We start from the raw sequence: 18,739 nt of genomic DNA, 5'->3' as shown, positions 1-18,739 counted from the left end.
TCAGCGCGATCAGGCCGAGCACCATGGCCGAGGCGAAACCGGCGAGGTCGCCAACCTTGCCGGTGCCGAAGCTATAGGCCGGGTTGCGCGCGTGACGCTTGGCATACGCATAAGCCGCCGCAGCGACCGAGAGCGCGCCGGCGTGCGTCGCCAGGGTCGCGGCCTCGCGGGTCCACACGGTCACCACGTCGCCGCGGCGGCGCAGCACGAGGAGCCCGCGGACGTAGAGGGCGGCGCCGAGCACGACGATCGTGAGCCCCAGCCCGTTGGGCGTGAAGCCGAGGGCCATGCGCAGGACGTCGGGCGCGGGCGGCACGGGCCCACCGAGCAGCTCCTGCGCGGGCGTGGTGAGGATGTCCCCGACCGGCGTCGGCGTGCGCGAGAGTGCCACCGCCAGGCCGATCGTCGCGGCCATGAGCAGCACCTCCGACGTCGCGACCGACAGGAACCCGGCGTCGCGGTCGGCGAGCCGTCGGCGCTGGACCCAGCCGAACCAGCCGAGCGCGACGAGCGCGACGACCTTGGCGAGGACGAGCTGTCCGTACCCGGTGCCGACGACGTCGGTGACGCTGCGCAGCCGCACCGCGGCATTCACCACGCCGGAGACCCCGACCACCACGAACGCCCAGAGGGCGAGCACCGAGTAGCGGCGCAGTGCGGGGGCGAGCCGCTTGCTGCCGCGCCAGGCCACCCAGGTCAGGGCGACGAGCCCGCCGACCCACAGGCAGACACCCACGAGGTGCAGCAGCAGGCTCAGCGCGGCGAGGTCGTGCGAGCCCGACGACGCCGAGTGGCCGGCGAACGCGACGGGGACGAGCGAGGCGAGGACGACGCCGAGCACGACTGCGAGGCGTCGGACGGCGATCGTCCAGCGCAGGACCGCCCACGCCAGCGCGCCGACGAGGACCTGCAGCAGCACGACCCCGCCGGTCGCGGTCGTCGCGAGCTCCGAGAGCAGCGGGAACGTCAGCGAGCCGATCGGCCGGGCGAACACGTCGGCGACGGTGAGGACGTAGAGCACGATGCTGAGCAGCGACCACGCCGCCGCGACGCGGGCGGCGCCGCGGACCGCGTCGACCGACAGGCCCTGCACGTCGTCGGCCGACGTCGGCAGCAGGGCGACGACCGCGAGCAGCAGGCCGACGAGGACCACGAGCAGACCGTCGGAGACGACCGACGCGAGCGGCAGCGACCAGCCCACGAGCGGGCCCGGGTCCGGGAGGCCCTCGGGTACCTGCTGGGGCGCCCCTCCCCCCAGGCTGAGCGCAGCCACGCAGGCCGCGGACGCGACCAGGAAGCTGGCGACGGTGGTGCGCAGGATGCTCACGCGTGCTCCTCGGTCCGGCGGCGCAGGAGCGGCCAGACGATCAGGACGACGGCCACGAGGCCACCGCCGACGGCCCACCACAGGTGCTCTGCGTGGCGGTGGATGAAGGACTCCGAGGTGTCGTCCTGGCGGGGGGCCTGCTCGACCGTGCGACCCGCGGTGGTGCGGAAGGTCGACTCCCCCGCGATCGGGTGGCCGTCGGCGGAGACCACGCGGTACGCGATCGTGTAGGTGCCGCGCTGGCCGTCGGCCGTGCCGTCGCGCAGCCGACCGGTGACCTCGCGGTCCCGAGCGCTGACGTCGAGCGGCACGCGGCTGCCGTCGGGCGCGGTCAGCACCAGCTCGGAGCGGGTGACCGGCTCGTTGAACTCGAGCGTGACCGTGCCCGGCACCTCCTCGACGACGGCCTCGTCGGCGGGGTCGGTGCCGACGAGGGCCGCGTGCGCCGACGCCGGACCGGCGGTCAGCGCCGGCGCCAGGAGGACGGGCAGGAGCAGCAGGACGACCAGGGCTCTACGCACGGCGTCGATCCTGCCGCAGGACACCCAGGAGCGCCGCGACCGCGACCACGAGGGCCGCTCCGCCGAGGACGCGACCCAGGACGTCGGAGCCGGACCCGCCGGACTCGTGCGCGCCCGACTCGTGCTCGCCGGCGTCGTCGCCGGTGGCGGAACCGCCGTGCGCGTGGCCGCCCTCGCCGGCGGGCAGCAGGCTGAGCGTCGGGGCGGGCTTGTCGGGCTCGGTGTCGCCCTGCTGCACCTGGTCCCAGTCGACGACCTCGCCGTCGGAGTAGGTCTGCTCGGCCTCGAACCGGATGCTGTCGGCGTCGGGGAACGGTCCGCCCGACAGGGCGAACTCGTCGAACTCCCCCGGCGGGATGCCGTCGCCGTCCGCGGTCCACGTGACCGTGCGGACGGCTCGGGTGATCTCGGTGCCGTCGACCTCGACGGGCGCGGGCAGGCGGCCCTCGCGCGTCGTGATCGTCCAACCGGGCTTGGTCTGGGCGGTGAGGTGCAGGAAGGGAGCGTCCGCGGGCAGCGTCACGACGAGCTTCGTCGTGTCGGCCGTGTCGGACTCGGTGGGCACGCGGAAGACGATCTTGCCGTAGCCGTCGCGTGCGGCGTCGGGCGAGGAGACGCCGACGTGGGCGACGGCGGGGCCGGCGACGGCCACCGTGGCGAGGGTGAGGGCCGCGGCGGCGGCCAGACGGGTCGGACGGGTGGTGGGCATGACGGGACCTTCGGGTACGAGGGGCTGGTGGACGGGCTCACGCCGTCAGCGGCGGGGCCCGGCCCGAGGGCCGGGGGCCCGCGTCGCTCCCCTCGCGCACCAGGACGCCCGACGTGACGCCCGTCCTGCGACGTGCCAGCACCACGAGGCCGGGCACGCGCACGAGCCCGACGACGGTGTCCGCGGCCCGCCACCAGAGGTCCTCGGCGTGACGCAGTGCGAGCAGGCTCACCAGCGTCGCGAGGGCGTGCGCCCCGAGCATCCTCGTGTCGTGGGACCCGGACGGCGTGGCGAGCAGGTGCGCCGCGACCTGGCCGAGCACCAGCAGGCCGAGCAGCTGGGACGACGTGAGCCTGCGCGCGCCGACCAGCCGGGTCACCAGCGCGGCGCCGGTGGCCACGAGGACGACGGCCGCGGAGGGCACCTCGCCACCGGCCAGGACGTGGGCGGAGGTCGCGCAGGCGGCCACTGCCACGCCCACGAGCGCAGGGCGGAGGAGCCGCGGGCCCAGCCCGCGTGCCGCCGTCCCGCTGCGCGTCGTCACCCCACGAGGGTAGTCGGGACGGACCACGGGCCTGGCGGCGGCCGTTACGGTGGGAACCATGTCCGACATGCAGCAGACCGCCGGCATCATCGCGCTCGACGAGCGGTGGGGTGCCCACAACTACCACCCGCTCCCCGTGGTGATCTCCGAGGCCGAGGGCGCATGGGTGACCGACGTCGACGGTCGCCGGTACCTCGACTTCCTCTCCGGGTACTCCGCGCTCAACTTCGGGCACCGCCACCCCGACCTCGTCCGAGCCGCGCACGAGCAGATCGACCGGCTCACCCTGACCTCCCGCGCCTTCCACAACGACCAGTTCGGCGCCTTCTGCGCCGAGCTCGCCGAGCTCACCGGCACCGAGATGGTGCTGACGATGAACACCGGCGCCGAGGCCGTCGAGTCCGCCATCAAGGTCGCCCGCAAGTGGGCCTACGAGGTCAAGGGTGTCGCCTTCGACGCGGCCGAGATCATCGTCGCCACGCACAACTTCCACGGCCGCACGACCACCATCGTCTCCTTCTCCGACGACCCGGTCGCGCACGACAACTACGGCCCCTTCACGCCGGGCTTCGTCACCGTCCCCTACGGCGACGCGCAGGCCGTGCGCGACGCCATCGGCCCGAACACCGCCGCCGTCCTCATGGAGCCGATCCAGGGCGAGGCCGGCGTGGTGGTGCCGCCCGCCGGGTTCTGGGCCGACGTGCGCGACGCCTGCACCGAGAACGAGGTGCTGCTCATCGCCGACGAGATCCAGTCCGGTCTCGCCCGCACGGGCCGCCTCTTCGCGCTCGACCACGAGGGCGTGCGGGCCGACCTGTACACCTTGGGCAAGGCGCTCGGCGGCGGCATCATCCCCGTCTCGGCGGTCGTCGGACGCGCCGACGTCCTCGGGGTGCTGCGGCCAGGGTCGCACGGCTCGACGTTCGGCGGGTACCCGGTCGCGTGCGCGGTCGGCCGCGCGGTCGTCGGCCTGCTCGCGACGGGTGAGTTCCAGGAGCGGTCCGCCGACCTCGGCCGGCACCTGCACGACCGGCTCGAAGCCCTCCTCGGGCAGGGCGTCGCCGCCGTGCGCGGTCGAGGCCTGTGGGCCGGCGTCGACCTCGACCCCCTGGGACGTACCGGACGCGAGGTGTCGATGGCGCTGCGCGACGAGGGCGTGCTGTGCAAGGAGACGCACGAGCGGACGCTGCGCATCGCCCCGCCGCTCGTCATCACGCGGGACGAGATCGACCACGCGGTCGACGCGCTCGAACGTGCGCTGAAGGTCTGATCCGTGGGCACGCTGCTCGCCGTGCTCGCGCTCGTCGCGGGGCTGGTGCTGCTGCTCGTCGTGGTGGGTCTCGTCCGGCTCGCGCTGGTGCGACGTGGTCACCGCCGTCGGGTGGCCGGCTACGCACCCGAGGTGGTCGAGCAGGCGGGTCTCTTCGCGGTCGCCTCCGACCGGCAGACGCAGGTGCGGGGCATCGGCTCGCTGCTGCTCGGACGCGAGCACCTCGCGTTCGTGCCGCTCGTGGCCGGCCGCGACGTCGAGGTGCCGCGCGACGCGATCACCTCGGCGACCCTCTCGCGGACCTTCCTGGGCAGGTCGACCGGTGCCGACCTGCTGGTCGTCACCTGGTCCCTGGACGGGCTGGCCGACGCGGCGGCCTTCCAGGTGTCGGACCCGGCCGGTTGGCGCGACCGGCTCTCCTGAGGCTCAGCCGAAGAAGGTGGCGCCGCCGGGCGGGGCGGGCGACGCCTCGCTGCGGGCGTCCGTGAACGCCGTCCCGCCGGCCAGCCGGTCGCGCACCTGGACCGCGTCGAGCACACGGTAGGGGAACATCGACCCCGCGGCACGTCGTGCGAGGGGCGCCGGGTCGACCGGCGCACGCGATGCGACGACGAGGACGTTGCCGTGACGCCGCCCCTTGAGCGTCGCCGGCTCCGCGCTGACGACGACGTGCGGCAGGGCGGTCTCGACGGCCCGCAGCGCGTCGCGGACGAACGGGAACGGCGCGCGGTCGGCGAGGTTCAGCAGGACCAGCCCCTGCGGTCCGGCCACGCGCGCGACGTCCGCGTACCACTCACACGTCACGAGGTCCGCCGGGACGCGCGCCCCCGCGAACGCGTCGACGACGACGAGGTCGTAGGCGGCGTCGCGCAGGCTCGCGACGCCGGCGCGTCCGTCCTCGGCACGCACGCGGATGCCGCTGCGCTCGGGCAGCGGCAGCTCCGCCCGGACGAGCGCCGTCAGCTCGGCGTCGGGCTCGAGCACGAGCTGGCGGGAGCGCGGGCGCGTGGCGGCCACGTAGCGCGCCAGCGTCATGCCCGCCCCGCCGACGTGCAGCGTGCGGACCTGCACGCCCGGCGCCCATGCCGTGTCGACGACGTCGGCCATGCGGCGCACGTAGTCGAACTCGAGGTGCGTCGGGTCGTCGAGGTCGACGTGCGACTGCTCGGTGCCGTCGACCCGCACCGTGGCCGCGCGCGGGCGGTCCCGGTCGGGGACCACCTCCACCACCCGAGTCACCAGGGCACGTCGACGTCGTCGCCGGTGACGACGCGCAGCACGCGCGGACCCTCTGGCAGGGCCACCGTGACGACGGCGTCGTCGCCGAGCTGGCGTCCGCGACGTGTCTCGACCTCGCCGTCGACCTGCACGTCGCCCGAGGCGACGAGCGCACCGGCCTGCGCACCCGACTCGGCGACGTCCGCGAACTTGAGCAGCTGACCCAGCCGGATCATGTCGCTGGTGATCGCGATGGTCTCCACGTCGTCCGGTCCCGTCATGACGTCCAGCCTAGGCCGGACCCGCCTAGGGTGGACGGGTGGAACCGAGCAGCGTGCGCGCCGACGTGTGGGTGTGGTCGGTGCGCCTGTTCGCGTCGCGCTCCGCCGCGAGCGCCGCGTGCAAGGGCGGACAGGTGCACGTGAACGGCCGCCGCGCCAAGCCCTCGCAGCCGGTGCAGGTCGGCGACCGGGTCGAGGCGACCACGCCCGGAGGCCCCCGGGTCGTCGAGGTGCGTCGCGTGCTGACCAAGCGCGTCGGTGCCGCCGTGGCGGCCGAGTGCTACACCGACCACACACCACCACCCCCGCCGCGCGAGGAACGTCTCGCCATGCCCCGCCGCGACCGCGGTGCCGGACGGCCGACCAAGCGCGAGCGTCGCGAGATGGATCGCTTCCGCGGTCGCTGAGCCGTGGTCAGCGGCGGGCGAGCAGCGGCAGCAGGTGCTCGGCCGCGAGCGGCGCCAGGGCGACGTCGGGGGCGTGCGGGTCGACCCAGCGGGCCTCCTCGATCTCCGCGGCCACCTGGTGGGTCGGGTCGTCGAGCCGCAGGGCGAAGCAGTGCGCCAGGAGGTCGTGTCCTGCCTCGTTCGCGGCGACGGTGCGGATGGTGCCGAGCGGTGCGAGCCGGGCCGGGTCGACCAGCAGACCGAGCTCCTCGGCCAGCTCTCGCACCAGCGCCTCGACGTGGGACTCCCCCGCCTCGGGCTTCCCGCCCGGGTTCATGAACAGGGTGGTCCCGCGCTTGCGCACGAGCAGCGTGCGACCGTCCGCGCGCGTGGCGAGCGCCGCGACGACCTCGATGACCGGACGCGCGGTCACGGTCGGCTCACGGGGTGGGCGACGGCAGCGCGCCGCCCCACTTGTCGGTCCACGTCGGCGCCGACGCGAGCACGTCGAGCAGCGTGTCGAGGTCGGGGTCGATGGTGACGATGTGCTGCTGCGCCTCCCGCACGAACCCGTCCACGACCATGCGGTCGAGCATGGCCCGCATCGGCGACCAGAAGCCCTCCACGTCGAGGAACCCGGACCGCTTCGCGTGGATCGTGAGCTGCGCCCACGTCCACTGCTCGGCGACCTCCTCGAGGGTGCCGGCGCCGCCCGGGAGGGCGAGGAACGCGTCGGCGAGGTCGGCCATGAGCGCCTTCCGCTCGTGCATCGTGTCGACCACGTGCAGCTCGGTGCAGCCGGTGTGGGCGAGCTCGCGGTCGTGCAGCGACCGCGGGATGACGCCCACGACGGTGCCACCTGCGGCGAGCGCGGCGTCGGCCACGGTGCCCATGAGCCCCACACGACCGCCGCCGTAGACGACGGTGATGCCCCGCTCGGCGAGCGTGCGTCCGACGTGCTCGGCTGCCGCGGCGTACGCCGGGCTCGTGCCGTGGCTGGAGCCGCAGAAGACCGCGACCGCACCGAGGGCGGTGCTCACGCGTCGTCCTCGAGCGCCTCGCGCAGCGCGGCGACGGCCTGCGGTCCACCGGCGAGCGACCAGCGCAGCCCGGCGACGTCGACCTGCTCGGCGGCTCCGCCCGCACCGCGCACGAGGGCCGCGCCCGGCAGCCAGTCCCAGGCCGGGGTGCTGTGCTGGAACCAGGCGCCGAGCCGTCCGGTGACGACGCCCACGAGGTCCATCGATCCCGAGCCGTGCATGCGCAGCGTCGCCGGCAGGGCGGCGGCCCGCAGGAACGGCTCGCGCACGTGGGCGTCGGAGACGTTCCCGGGGTGGAGGTAGGTGGCGGCACCCACGGTGGTCACGTCGACGTCGCGCACGGGCTCGACGACGAACCCGTTCCACGTGGTCGGCAGGTCGGGCCCGCCCACGAGCACGCCGTCGCGGGCGTGGGCCACCGCGCCCAGCACCAGCGTGTCGCCGTCGAGCAGGGCCACGGCGGAGCACCAGTAGTCGGACCCGCTCGCGAAGTTGTAGGTGCCGTCGACCGGGTCGATCACCCAGCGGCGGCCGGAGATGCCGGGCTCGTCGGTGCCCTCCTCCCCCAGCAGGCCGTCCTCGGGACGCAGACGTCGCAGCATGTCGACGACGAGCGCCTCCGCGGCGTGGTCGGCGGCGGTGACGACGTCGGAGACCGACGTCTTGCTGCGCACGTCGAGGTCGGAGCCCTCGCGCATGCGGGCGGCCAGCGCGACGGCCTCGGTGACCAGGCGGACCGCGAGGTCGGCGTCGGACAGGACGGACGGGTCGGCGGCGAGGTCGCTCACGCGTCCATCCTGCCGTGCCGGTGGAGGCCGCGGCAGCGCGGGTCGGGGCCGGCGGGCGTCGTCAGTCGATGGGCGCGGCGGCCAGGCGGTCGCGGACCGTGCCGATCAGGCGGCGCAGGGTGGCCAGGTCGGCGTCGTCCATCTCGAGGACGTCGGCGGCGTGCTCGTAGAGCCGGTCGGCCAAAGGCCGCAGCGCGGCGCCGGCCGGCGTCAGCGTGACGAGGGTCGAGCGCTCGTCCTGCGGGTTCCGCGCCCGCGTGACCCGCCCGTGCGCCTCGAGTCGTTTCACCAGCGGCGACAGGGTGCCGTAGTCGAGCCGCAGCCGTGCCGCGAGCTCCTTCACGCTCTGCCCGTCCTGCTCCCACAGCGCCAGCAGCACGAGGTACTGCGGGTACGTCAGGTCGTGCTCGTCCAGCAGCGGCCGGTACGCCGCCGTCATCTGGCGCGACGTCGAGTACAGGTCGAAGCAGAGCAGGTCGGACACCGTGGGAGTGCTCATCCTCCGATGGTACATCGTGCACGATGGATTCGACGGGGTTTCGTGTGCTTGCGTGGTGGGCTGGGCCCTGCGGGTGCGCTGCCTGCGGGGGGCGTGGGGTTGCTGGCGCGTTGGCTGCCGTCGTCGTGACCTTGCTGGCGCGTTGGCTGCGGGTGTCGTGACCTTGCTGGTGCGCTGCCTGCGGGGGTCTGGGCTTGCTGGTGCGCTGCCTCGGCTCTCGCTGGGCCTGGTCTCCGAAAGGGCCTCGACCGGCAGCGGGCCCGGCCTCGGCTTCGGGTCTCGGGGTCTGGCTGGGGCCTGGGGGTGACCCACGATTCTTCTTTTCCGCGTTCTCGGGCCACGGTTCTCCGTTTGCGCGTCCTATCGGTGGATCTGCAACCGCAGGAGCCGTTCTGCGGTTGCAGATCCACCGATGGCGGGGTCAGACCTGGCAGAGGTTCTCCCTTCTCGTGGACCGTGCCACGAGAAGGAAGAAGCACTGCCCACCCCACCCCCAAGGGCACCCAAGATTCTTCATTCACGCGCGGGAAGTTGAACGCTTCTGCGTTCGCGACGGGATCCCGCAGCAAACGCAGAACCCTTGGACCTCCGACGCACGAACGCAGATTCTTGCGTCCACCCCCAGCACCAACCCACAGCCCGAGACCTCGGACCAGCTCCGCCGCCAGCCGCCCGGTCGAGGCCCTTGCGGAGACCAGCCCCAGCGAGAGCCGAGGCAGCGCACCAGCAAGCCCAGACCCCCTTCAGCAGCGCACCAGCAGGTCAAGACACCCTGCGGCAGCGCACCAGCAAGTGGAGACCCCCTGCGGCAGCGCACCAGCAGGTCGAGAACCCCTACCCCCGCGGCGCGCGCGGCGACCGCCGGTACGCCGAGACGGTGGGGTCGCCGGCGATCCAGAACCGCCACGGGACGTCGGCGGCCTGCGCGACGCCGACCCGGGGGCCGCTGGCGACGTCGGGCTCGTCGGTCGGTCCGGGGCCGAGGTGGACGCCGGTGGGGTCGAGGAGGTCGGTGCCGAGGTCGGTCGCGGAGATGCCGAGGGCCTGCGCGAGGTTCCCCGGACCCCGGGCGAGGCGGGTGTCGGCGACGTCGCCGCGACGCTCGCGGGCGAGGTCGAGTCCGTCCACGACGCGCCCGGCCCGCACGAGCACGGCCGCGGCCTGCTCGGTCGGTCCGGTCACGACGTTCGCGCACCAGTGGATGCCGTACGAGCGGTACACGTAGAGGCGCCAGGGCGGGCCGTACATGATCTCCGAGCGCGGCGTCCGCGTGTACGCGTGCGACGCCGGGTCGAGGATCCCGCCGTACGCCTCGACCTCGGTGATCCGCACGGTCACCCCGTGACCGCGCAGCTCACGGCCGAGCAGCGCCACGGCCCGCGCGGCGACGTCGTCGTCCGACGTCACGGCAGGTCCGGGACCGCGGTCGCCCTCACCCACTGGTCGAAGAGGTCGGTCTGCTCCCCCGCGACGTCCGCGACGACGCGCTCCAGGTCGGCCGTGTCGGCGTTGGCGTGGCGGAAGCGGTCGGTCCAGGTCCGCAGCACCGTGAAGAAGGCGTCGTCGCCGACCCGGCGGCGCAGCGCGTGCAACGTGAGGGCGCCGCGCTTGTAGACCCGGTCGTCGAACATCAGGTCGGGGCCGGGGTCGGCGAGCAGCAGGTCCTGGTCCTTCGCCTGCAGCTTCGCGTGGTGGTGGCGCGCGCGCTCGTCGGCGCTCTCGCGGCCGCACTCCTCCGACCACAGCCACTCGGCGTAGCAGGCGAAGCCCTCGTGCAGCCAGATGTCGTTCCAGTGCCGCAGCGTCACGCTGTTGCCGAACCACTGGTGGGCCAGCTCGTGCGCGATCAGTCGCTGTGCGTCCCACCCGTCGTGCAGGAGGTTCGGCCCGAAGATCGAGAGCCCCTGCGCCTCGAGCGGGATCTCGAGATCGTCGGGGGTGACGACCGCCAGGTACCGCTGGAACGGGTACGGGCCGAAGACCCGGTCGAAGAAGGCGACCATGGCGGGCTGGTCAACCAGGGCATCTTGGGCCTGCTCCCGCAGGCTGCCAGGCGCGACGAAGCCGACGGGCACCGGCGACGTCGCCTGCTGCTCCTCGACGAAGTCGCCCACGTGCACGGTCGCGAGGTAGGTGGCCATCGGCTCGGGCTGGTCGAAGACCTGCACGACCCGTCCCGCGGTGCGTCGCCGCTCGCCGGGCACGCCGTTGCCGACGACGGTGAACGCCTGCGGCACCGAGAGCTCCAGCCGGAACGGCGCCTTCGCGGACGGCAGGTCGTTGCACGGGAACCACGACGGCGCGCCGTGGGGCTGCGAGGCGACGATCGCGCCCTCCTCGAGCTCCTCCCAGCCTGCGTCGCCGTCGGGTCCGCGCATCGGGTGCGGGCGGCCGCCGTAGGCGACCATGATCTCGGCCTCCTCGCCCTCCGCCAACTCCCGACCCAGCTCGACGCTCACGGACGCGCGCTGCTGCCGGTACTTCGCGCGGGCGCCGTCGACGAGGAGCTTCTGCACCCGCAGGTCGTTGAGGTCCAGACGGACCTTCCGCAGCGGCTCGAGCGCACGCACGCCGAGGGTCGCGGTGCCGGTGAGCCGGTTGGACTCGGGGACGTAGTCGACGACGAGGTCGTAGCGGGTGACGGTGTACGACGGGTCGCCGTGGTGCGGGACGTAGCGCTCGTCGACGGACGCGGCGCGGCTCACGCGGGCGCCGTCGCGTCGGTCCAGGGGCCGATGGGGTTGCCGACCCAGCTGGTGCCGTCGGGCACGTGCTCGCCGCGCATCACCAGCGACCCGGGGCCGACCCGGGCGTGCCTGCCGATGCGTGCGGCGGGCAGCACGACGCCGTGCGGACCGAGCGTCGCCCCCGCGTCCAGCCTGACCTCGTCCATGCTGAGTATCCGATCATGGAAGAGGTGCGTCTGCACCACGCACCCCCGGTTGACGGTCGCGCCGTCGCCCACGGTCACGAGGTCGGGCTCGGGCCACCAGTACGTCTCGCACCAGACCCCCCGGCCGACGCGCGCCCCGAGGCTGCGCAGCCACAGCGGCAGCAGCGGCGTGCCCAGCGCCCAGCGGCAGAACCAGGGGGCGGCCACCACCTCGACGAAGGTGTCGGCGAGCTCGTTGCGCCACACGAAGCTGCTCCAGAGCGGGTGCTCCTCGGCCCTGACCCGACCGACGAGGACCCACTTGGCCGCAGTCGCGACGAGCGCCCCCACGACGCCGGCGGCGAGCAGGACCGGGCCGGCGACGAGCGCCGCGACCCACCACCCCGCACGGTCCGCGACCGTGACGATGCTGCCGGCGACGGCCAGGACGAGGAGGGCCGCTACACCGACGGCGAGCACGCGGCAGGCCTCGAGCGCCGCGCGCGCCACCCTGAGCCGTCGTCCCGGCTCGTAGGTGCGGGCCTCGTCGACCTCGCCGGCGGCGCGGCGGAGCCTCGTGGGCGGGCTCCCCAGCCACGACGACCCCTTGGTCGCCTTCGCGCGACGGGGTGCCGCCGACAGCACCGCGACCAGCCCGCGCGCCGGCACCTTGCGGCCGGGCGCTGCCATGCCCGAGTTGCCGACGAAGGCCCGACGCCCCACCTTCACGCGCTCGACCCGCAGCCACCCGCCACCGAGCTCGTACATGCCGAGCATCGTGTCGTCGGCGAGGAAGGCGCCGTCGCCGACCGACGTGAGGCTCGGCAGCAGGAGCACGGTCGACGCCTCCACGTCGGCCCCGACGTCGGCGCCGAGCGCGCGGAGCCACGTCGGCGTGAGGCTGCTGGAGTACAGCGGGAACAGCCACTCGCGGGCGCTGTCGAGGACGCGCAGCACCGTCCAGGCCGACCACGCCGCGCGGCCGTGCACGGGGTGCACCCCGGCCGCCACGCCGGTCGACGCACCCCGGACGACCGACCACACCAGCCCGGCGAGGACCAGCAGGGACCCGACCACGAGGACGGGCAGGAGCGCAACCAGCAGCAGCGCGAGGTCGGCGGGTGATTGCGGGTCGACACCGAGCGCCAGGGCCGCGCCGAGCGACGCCGCGGACACGAGCCCGACCGCGAGCGCCGGGAGCGCCGACAGCACGAGACCCGTCACCGCGTAGACCGTGGGCCAACCGCGACGGCGCGGTGCCGGCTCGAGCTCGGCCGGGCCACGCGCCTCACCGACGCGCGTCGCGGGGGCTCCGGCGGCGAAGCTGTCGTCGGCCACGTCGCCCAGCACCGTCGACCCTGCGCCGACCTCGGCGCGACGACCGACCACGACTCCGGGACCGAGCGTGCTGCGGACGCCGACGCGAGCCTCGGCCCGTACCCGGACCGGCCCCACGACGAGACGGTCGCCGTCGACCCACCAGCCCGAGAGGTCTGCCTCGGGCTCGACCGTGGACCCGCGGCCGAGGGTCAGCATGCCGGTGAGAGAGGGCAGCGCGTGCAGGTCGACTCCCGCACCCACCTTCGCGCCGAGCATCCGCGCGAAGACGGTCAGCACGCCGACGCTGGCGAGCGTGCCCACGCGGAGCTCCTCGACCAGGCGCTCGGCCGCCCACAGCCGCAGGTGCGTCGACCCGCCGCGCGGGTAGGTGCCGGGCGTCAGCCGACGCAGGAGCAGCCGCACGCCACCCGCGGCCGCGGCAGCCCGGACGGGCGGGAGCAGCAGCACCGCCGCGACCACGGTCGCCGTCCACCCGGGTCCCGGGAGCCACGACCAGTCCGTGGCGACGGCCAGCGCCTGCACCGCGAGCATCGTCCAGGCCACCCAGACCAGCCCGCCGACCGCGCGCAGCGGCAGGAGCAGGACCTGCTGGACCAGGCTCGACCGGCGGGGCACCGGCCGCACCTCGCGGACGTCGACGACGGCCGGGGTGGTGAGCGTGTCGAGACGAGCCGCGAGCGCACCCACCGTGGGCGCCTCGTAGACGTCGGCGACCGTCACCTCCGGGTGCGTCTCCCGCAGCCGAGCCACGAGCTGCGCCGCGGTGAGGCTCGAGCCACCGGCTTCGAAGAAGTCGTCGGCCGGCCCGCCGACGGCCGAGCCCAGGATGCGCGCCCACGCGTCGGCGACCAGCGCGGCGGTGCCGTCGAGCGACGCCTCGGTGCCGGTCTCGAGCGGCCACGGCAGGGCGTCGCGGTCGACCTTGCCCGACGTGCGGACCGGGATGGTCTCGACGACCGCGATGCGAGGCACCGCGGCCGCGGGCAGGCGCTCGCGCAGGGGCGCGCGCGCACTCCTCGCGTCCAGCGTCCCGTCGGTCACGACGTAGCCGACCAGGACGCTGTTGCCCGCCTCGGACCGACGCACGGCCGCGGCTGCCGCCTCGACGCCGGGCAGGGCGAGCAGGGCGCTGTCGACCTCACCGAGCTCGATGCGTCGTCCGCCGATCTTCACCTGGTCGTCGGCACGCCCGGCGAACAGCAGACCCGCCTCGTCGAGCACGACGCGGTCGCCGCTGCGGTAGGCGCGGTCCCACCCGAGCGAGGGCATCGGGGCGTAGGTCGCGGCGTCCTTCTCGGCGTCCAGGTACCGCGCGAGGCCGACACCGCCGATCACCAGCTGACCGGTCTCCCCCGGCCCGACAGGGCGTTCGTCGTCATCGACCACCGCGAGGTCCCAGCCCTCGAGCGGCAGGCCGATGCGGACCGGCTCGCCGGGCCGCAGCTGCGCGCCGCAGGCGACCACGGTCGCCTCGGTGGGCCCGTACGTGTTCCACACCTCACGGTCGGCGGTGGCGAACCGGTCGCCGATCTCCGGCGGGCAGGCCTCGCCGCCGAGGATCAGCAGCCGCACCGCGTCGAGCGCCTGCGCGGGCCACAGCGAGACCAGCGTCGGCACGGTCGAGACGACCGTGACGTCGTTCGCGACGAGCCACGGCGCGAGGTCCGCGCCACTGCGGACGAGCGAGCGCGGTGCAGGCACGAGGCAGGCGCCGTGCCGCCACGCCAGCCACATCTCCTCGCAGGAGGCGTCGAAGGCCACGCTGAGCCCGGCCATCACGCGGTCGCCGGGACCGAGAGGTGCGTCCTGGCAGAAGAGCACCGCCTCGGCGTCCACGAACGCCGCCGCGGAGCGGTGCGTGACGGCCACGCCCTTGGGCGTCCCGGTGGAGCCCGACGTGAAGATGATCCAGGCGTCGTCGTCGAGGGTCGGCGGCTCCACGCTGCCCGAGCCGCGCACGTCGTCGCGCAGGCGTCGCACCACGAGGCCGTCGGTCACGACCGCGTCGGCCTGGGCCTCGCGCAGCACGGTCGCTGCTCGCTCCTCCGGGTCGTCGACGTCGATCGGCACGTAGGCGGCACCGGCGAGCAGGACGCCCAGGATCGCGACGTGCAGGTCGGTGCTGCCCGAGGACACCCGCACCCCGACGCGGGCGCCGCGACCGACGCCGACGGCACCGAGCTCGTCGGCCAGCGCCGACGCCGTCTCGAGCAGGGTGTCGTAGGTCAGGACGACGTCGCCGCAGGCGAGCGCCGGCTCCTCGGCGTGGTCCCGGGCGGTGGCCTCCAGCACCTCGACGAGGGTGCGCGCGGGTGCCGCCCGGCCCGAACGCAGGAACGTGGCAGGGACGTCGACGTTCTCGAGCACCCGCGCATGATGCCAAGACCGCGTGAACGAGCCGTGAACACGGCGCGCTCCGGTGCCGAGGCGTCCGTCACGCTCCAGGGGCAGGCGGGCCGCCGACGCGGCCCACGAGGTCGTCGAGGTAGGCGTCGACGTCGCTCATGTCGTAGCCCGCGCCGAGGTGCACGGTGGCGAACCTCGCTTGCACGATGCGCTCGGCCAGGGCCGAGTCGGGACGGTCCGTCACGCGCGGCAGCACGTCGGCGAGGAAGTCGTCGACGTCGTCGACGCGGTACCCGGTGCGCCAGCGGGTCGTCCGGAACACCGGCCCGCTCACGACGCCGCCCGCGCCCGCACCTCGGCGAGCTGCTCGGCCACCCGGACCTGCGCGGTGCCGCCGCGCCCGTCGCGCGAGGCGATGGAGCCCCCGACCGACAGCACGCTGCGGACGTCGGGCGTCAGGTGCGGCGAGATGGCCGCGAAGTCGTCGTCGGAGAGGTCCCACAGCTCGATGCCGCGCTGCTCGCAGACCTGCACGCAGGCGCCGGAGACCTCGTGCGCCACGCGGAAGGGCACGCCCTGGCGCACGAGCCACTCGGCCACGTCGGTGGCGAGCGCGAAGCCCTGCGGCGCCAGCGCTGCCATGCGCTCGGTGTGGAAGGTGAGCGTGCGCACCATGCCGGTGAACGCCGGCAGCAGCACCTCGAGCGTGTCGACGGAGTCGAAGACCGGCTCCTTGTCCTCCTGCAGGTCGCGGTTGTAGGCCAGCGGGAGGGCCTTCAGGGTGGCCAGCAGGCCGGACAGGTTGCCGATCAGTCGCCCGGCCTTGCCGCGGGCCAGCTCGGCGATGTCGGGGTTCTTCTTCTGCGGCATGATGCTCGAGCCCGTGGAGTACCCGTCGTCGAGCGTGACGAAGTCGAACTCCTTGGTGTTCCAGAGGATGATCTCCTCCGCCAGACGTGACACGTCGACCCCGACCTGGGCGAGCACGAACGCCAGCTCGGCCACGACGTCACGCGACGCCGTGCCGTCGATCGAGTTCGGCGTCGAGCCCGTGAAGCCGAGCGACGCGGCGACCTTCTCCGGGTCGAGACCGAGCGAGGAGCCGGCCAGCGCGCCCGAGCCGTACGGCGACCCGCCGGCGACGCGCGCGTCCCAGTCGGCGAGCCGGTCGAGGTCGCGCACGAGCGGCCAGGCGTGCGCGAGGAGGTGGTGCGACAGGAGCACCGGCTGGGCGTGCTGCAGGTGCGTGCGCCCCGGCATCGGTGCGCCCAGGTGACGCTCCGCCTGGTCGGCGAGAGCACCGACGAGCGCGCGTAGCAGCTCGCCGATGCGTGCGGCGTGCTCGCGCAGGTACATCGTGAACAGGGTGGCGACCTGGTCGTTGCGCGACCGGCCCGCGCGCAGCCGACCGCCGAGGTCGGGGCCGAGACGCTCCATCAGCCCACGCTCGAGGGCCGAGTGCACGTCCTCGTCGCCCGGCTGCGCCGTGAAGGCGCCGGAGGCGACATCGGCGTCGAGCGCGTCGATGCCCGCGAGCATCGCGACCAGGTCGTCGTCGGTCAGCAGGCCGGCGGTGTGCAGCACCTGGGCGTGCGCACGGGAGCCCTGCAGGTCGTAGGGCGCGAGCCGCCAGTCGAAGTGGGTCGAGCGCGACAGCTCCGTCAGCTCCGGCGACGGACCGCCCGCGAAGCGACCGCCCCAGAGACGGGAGTCGCCCGGGGTGTCGTTCTGGGTGCCCGAGGGGACGTCGGACGGGCTCTGCTCGGTCATGCGGGTCCCTCGCTGGTGGATCGGGTGTCGGTGGGGAGCTCGGCGAGCTCGGTCAGACGGGCGGCGACGGTCGCGCCGCCCTCGGGGTCACGACAGATCATCATGACGGTGTCGTCGCCGGCGATGGTGCCCAGCACCTCGACGGCGCCCGTGTGGTCGATGGCCGAGGCCAGGAACTGGGCGGCGCCGGGCGGGGTGCGCAGCACGACGAGGTTGGCCGACGACTCGGCCGAGACCAGCAGCTCGCGCAGCAGACGGGTCAGCCGCTGCTGCGAGGCGGCGCTGTCCTGCGCGGCGCGGGGCGTGCGGTCGCCGCCCTCGCCGGGCACGGCGTAGACCAGCGCGCCGTCGGGGTTGCGCACGCGCACGGCGTCGAGCTCCACGAGGTCACGCGAGACCGTCGAGGCGGTCGCGGTGACGCCCTGCTCCTGCAGCAGCGCCGCCAGCTCGCCCTGCGAGCGCACCGGCGTGCGGCCCAGCAGCTCGATGATGAGCCGCTGGCGCGCGCGCTTGGTGTCGGGGATGCTCACGAGCGCTCCAGCAGGAACGCGAGCAGGGCCTTCTGGGCGTGCAGGCGGTTCTCCGCCTCGTCCCAGACGACGCTGCGCGGTCCCTCGAGCACGTCCTCGGCGATCTCCAGGCCTCGGTAGGCGGGCAGGCAGTGCAGCACGATCGCGTCCTTCGCGGCGTGCTGCAGCAGCGCACCGGTCACGGCGTACGGGCCGAAGGTGGCGATGCGCTCGGCCTTCTCGGCCTCCTGGCCCATCGAGACCCACGTGTCGGTGATGACGACGTCGGCACCGCGCACCGCCTCGACCGGGTCGTCGGTGACGGTCACGGATCCACCGGTACCAGCGGCGACCTTCTCGGCGTCGGCGACCACGTGGCCGGCGGGGGCATAACCCTCGGGTGCTCCGACCCGCACGTGCATCCCCGCGACCGCGCCGCCGAGGACGTAGGAGTGCGCCATGTTGTTGGCGCCGTCCCCCACGAAGGCGACGGTCAGGCCGGCCAGCGTGCCCTTGTGCTCGCGCACCGTCAGCCAGTCGGCCAGCAGCTGGCAGGGGTGGAAGTCGTCGCTGAGCGCGTTGACCACGGGCACGCCGGCGTGCCGCGCCATCTCCTCCAGGTCGGCCTGTGCGTAGGTGCGCCAGACGACGGCGTCGACCATGCGGCCGAGCACGCGGGCCGTGTCGGCCACCGGCTCGCCGCGGCCGGCCTGGGTGGTCGCGGCGTCGAGGATGACGCAGTGCCCGCCGAGCTGGGCGACGCCGACGGAGAACGACACCCGCGTGCGCGTGGACGACTTGTCGAAGACGACCGCCACGGAGCGCGGACCCTCGAGCGGACGGAAGGCGAACGGCTCGGCCTTCATCCGCAGCGCCAGGTCGAGCACCTCGGCCTGCTCCGCCGGGCTGAGGTCGTCGTCGCGCAGCAGGTGCCGCACGATGGCCGTGGCGGTCATGCGAGCACCTCCGAGATCACCGCGGAGAGCGTGGTGGTGGCGTGCGCCGCCTCGGCCTCGGTGAGCACGAGCGGCGGGACGATGCGCAGGCGGTCGGGCGTCGGTGCGTTGAGGACGAGCCCGGCGTCGAGCGCGGCCTTCTGCACGTCGGCCGCACGGGGGTCCGTGAGCACGACGCCCAACATGAGGCCACGTCCGGTGACCTCGGCCACCCGGGGGTGCGCGGCCAGTGCGGACGCGAGCTGGTCACCGCGGGTCGTGGCCTGGGCGAGCAGGCCGTCGGACTCGATCGTGTCGAGCACCGCGAGCGCCGCCGCGCAGGCCACCGGGTTGCCGCCGAAGGTCGTGCCGTGGTTGCCGGG

General features: G+C 74.4%; 21 protein-coding genes. 3 read left to right on the top strand and 18 right to left on the bottom strand.

Annotated elements, in window-relative coordinates; all coding sequences use genetic code 11:
• The 4 genes from A6Q81_RS12900 to A6Q81_RS12885 all read right to left on the bottom strand — a co-directional run.
• A partial coding sequence (locus A6Q81_RS12900) for a CopD family protein (protein WP_286690702.1) occupies nt 1–1,327 on the bottom strand: 1,327 nt, incomplete at its 3' end.
• On the bottom strand, nt 1,324–1,848 hold the full coding sequence (locus A6Q81_RS12895; RefSeq protein ID WP_067857272.1) for a copper resistance CopC family protein: 525 nt from the start codon (nt 1,846–1,848) through the stop codon (nt 1,324–1,326). The genes A6Q81_RS12900 and A6Q81_RS12895, both read right to left, overlap by 4 nt.
• On the bottom strand, nt 1,841–2,557 hold the full coding sequence (locus A6Q81_RS12890) for a YcnI family copper-binding membrane protein (protein WP_286690701.1): 717 nt from the start codon (nt 2,555–2,557) through the stop codon (nt 1,841–1,843). The genes A6Q81_RS12895 and A6Q81_RS12890 overlap by 8 nt, the downstream gene beginning before the upstream one ends.
• A gap of 37 nt (nt 2,558–2,594) precedes the next feature.
• Nucleotides 2,595–3,101: a hypothetical protein gene (locus tag A6Q81_RS12885; RefSeq protein WP_286690700.1), complete on the bottom strand. Its 507-nt coding sequence runs from the start codon at nt 3,099–3,101 to the stop codon at nt 2,595–2,597.
• A gap of 58 nt (nt 3,102–3,159) precedes the next feature.
• Here A6Q81_RS12885 and rocD point away from each other — a divergent pair, with 58 nt between their 5' ends.
• A complete protein-coding gene (gene rocD / locus A6Q81_RS12880) occupies nt 3,160–4,371 on the top strand; it encodes an ornithine--oxo-acid transaminase (RefSeq protein WP_067857263.1) in 1,212 nt (403 codons plus the stop codon).
• Nucleotides 4,372–4,374: 3 nt separating this feature from the next.
• Nucleotides 4,375–4,794, top strand: coding sequence for a hypothetical protein (locus A6Q81_RS12875; RefSeq protein WP_067857261.1), 420 nt, complete (start codon nt 4,375–4,377; stop codon nt 4,792–4,794).
• A gap of 3 nt (nt 4,795–4,797) precedes the next feature.
• Here the strand turns inward: A6Q81_RS12875 and A6Q81_RS12870 are convergent, their stop codons facing one another.
• Both A6Q81_RS12870 and A6Q81_RS12865 read right to left on the bottom strand, forming a co-directional pair.
• Complete coding sequence (locus A6Q81_RS12870) at nt 4,798–5,601, bottom strand: spermidine synthase (protein WP_286690703.1); 804 nt, start codon at nt 5,599–5,601, stop codon at nt 4,798–4,800.
• A 5-nt stretch (nt 5,602–5,606) separates the two neighbouring features.
• A complete protein-coding gene (locus A6Q81_RS12865) occupies nt 5,607–5,825 on the bottom strand; it encodes an RNA-binding S4 domain-containing protein (protein WP_502692819.1) in 219 nt (72 codons plus the stop codon).
• Between the two features lie 83 nt (nt 5,826–5,908).
• Here A6Q81_RS12865 and A6Q81_RS12860 point away from each other — a divergent pair, with 83 nt between their 5' ends.
• Nucleotides 5,909–6,277 carry an RNA-binding S4 domain-containing protein gene (locus tag A6Q81_RS12860; RefSeq protein WP_067857254.1) on the top strand — a complete coding sequence of 123 codons (369 nt, stop codon included), beginning with the start codon at nt 5,909–5,911 and terminating at the stop codon, nt 6,275–6,277.
• A gap of 7 nt (nt 6,278–6,284) precedes the next feature.
• On the opposite strand, the gene A6Q81_RS12855 is transcribed toward A6Q81_RS12860, so the two are convergent.
• The 12 genes from A6Q81_RS12855 to A6Q81_RS12800 all read right to left on the bottom strand — a co-directional run.
• A complete protein-coding gene (locus A6Q81_RS12855) occupies nt 6,285–6,689 on the bottom strand; it encodes an NUDIX hydrolase (protein WP_067857250.1) in 405 nt (134 codons plus the stop codon).
• Nucleotides 6,690–6,696: 7 nt separating this feature from the next.
• Entirely contained in the window at nt 6,697–7,296 is a 600-nt protein-coding gene (locus A6Q81_RS12850; protein ID WP_286690698.1) for an LOG family protein, read from the bottom strand.
• Nucleotides 7,293–8,084 (bottom strand): inositol monophosphatase family protein, encoded by a 792-nt coding sequence (locus A6Q81_RS12845; RefSeq protein WP_286690697.1) that lies wholly within the window; start codon nt 8,082–8,084, stop codon nt 7,293–7,295. Before A6Q81_RS12845 ends, A6Q81_RS12850 begins: the two co-directional genes overlap by 4 nt.
• A 61-nt stretch (nt 8,085–8,145) precedes the next feature.
• Nucleotides 8,146–8,583, bottom strand: coding sequence for a MarR family winged helix-turn-helix transcriptional regulator (locus A6Q81_RS12840; protein WP_083516357.1), 438 nt, complete (start codon nt 8,581–8,583; stop codon nt 8,146–8,148).
• Between the two features lie 834 nt (nt 8,584–9,417).
• Entirely contained in the window at nt 9,418–9,990 is a 573-nt protein-coding gene (locus A6Q81_RS12835; protein ID WP_286690696.1) for a DNA-3-methyladenine glycosylase, read from the bottom strand.
• A complete protein-coding gene (locus tag A6Q81_RS12830) occupies nt 9,987–11,288 on the bottom strand; it encodes a M1 family metallopeptidase (RefSeq protein WP_286690695.1) in 1,302 nt (433 codons plus the stop codon). Before A6Q81_RS12830 ends, A6Q81_RS12835 begins: the two co-directional genes overlap by 4 nt.
• A complete protein-coding gene (locus A6Q81_RS12825; protein WP_286690694.1) occupies nt 11,285–15,163 on the bottom strand; it encodes a Pls/PosA family non-ribosomal peptide synthetase in 3,879 nt (1,292 codons plus the stop codon). The genes A6Q81_RS12830 and A6Q81_RS12825 overlap by 4 nt, the downstream gene beginning before the upstream one ends.
• A 67-nt stretch (nt 15,164–15,230) precedes the next feature.
• Complete coding sequence (locus A6Q81_RS12820; RefSeq protein WP_286690693.1) at nt 15,231–15,476, bottom strand: DivIVA domain-containing protein; 246 nt, start codon at nt 15,474–15,476, stop codon at nt 15,231–15,233.
• A complete protein-coding gene (argH, locus tag A6Q81_RS12815; protein WP_286690692.1) occupies nt 15,473–16,912 on the bottom strand; it encodes an argininosuccinate lyase in 1,440 nt (479 codons plus the stop codon). The genes A6Q81_RS12820 and argH overlap by 4 nt, the downstream gene beginning before the upstream one ends.
• On the bottom strand, nt 16,909–17,442 hold the full coding sequence (locus A6Q81_RS12810) for an arginine repressor (protein ID WP_193786282.1): 534 nt from the start codon (nt 17,440–17,442) through the stop codon (nt 16,909–16,911). Before A6Q81_RS12810 ends, argH begins: the two co-directional genes overlap by 4 nt.
• Nucleotides 17,439–18,377 carry an ornithine carbamoyltransferase gene (gene argF / locus A6Q81_RS12805; RefSeq protein ID WP_286690691.1) on the bottom strand — a complete coding sequence of 313 codons (939 nt, stop codon included), beginning with the start codon at nt 18,375–18,377 and terminating at the stop codon, nt 17,439–17,441. Before argF ends, A6Q81_RS12810 begins: the two co-directional genes overlap by 4 nt.
• Nucleotides 18,374–18,739: aminotransferase class III-fold pyridoxal phosphate-dependent enzyme (locus A6Q81_RS12800; RefSeq protein WP_286690690.1), on the bottom strand; the 366-nt coding region annotated here is incomplete at its 5' end. The genes argF and A6Q81_RS12800, both read right to left, overlap by 4 nt.

The sequence above is a fragment of the Aeromicrobium sp. REDSEA-S38_B2 genome (assembly GCF_001628525.1).
GTDB lineage: Bacteria > Actinomycetota > Actinomycetes > Propionibacteriales > Nocardioidaceae > Aeromicrobium > Aeromicrobium erythreum.
The sequence above is the reverse complement of the archived record's forward strand: the minus strand, read 5'-3'. Positions and strand labels throughout refer to the sequence as shown.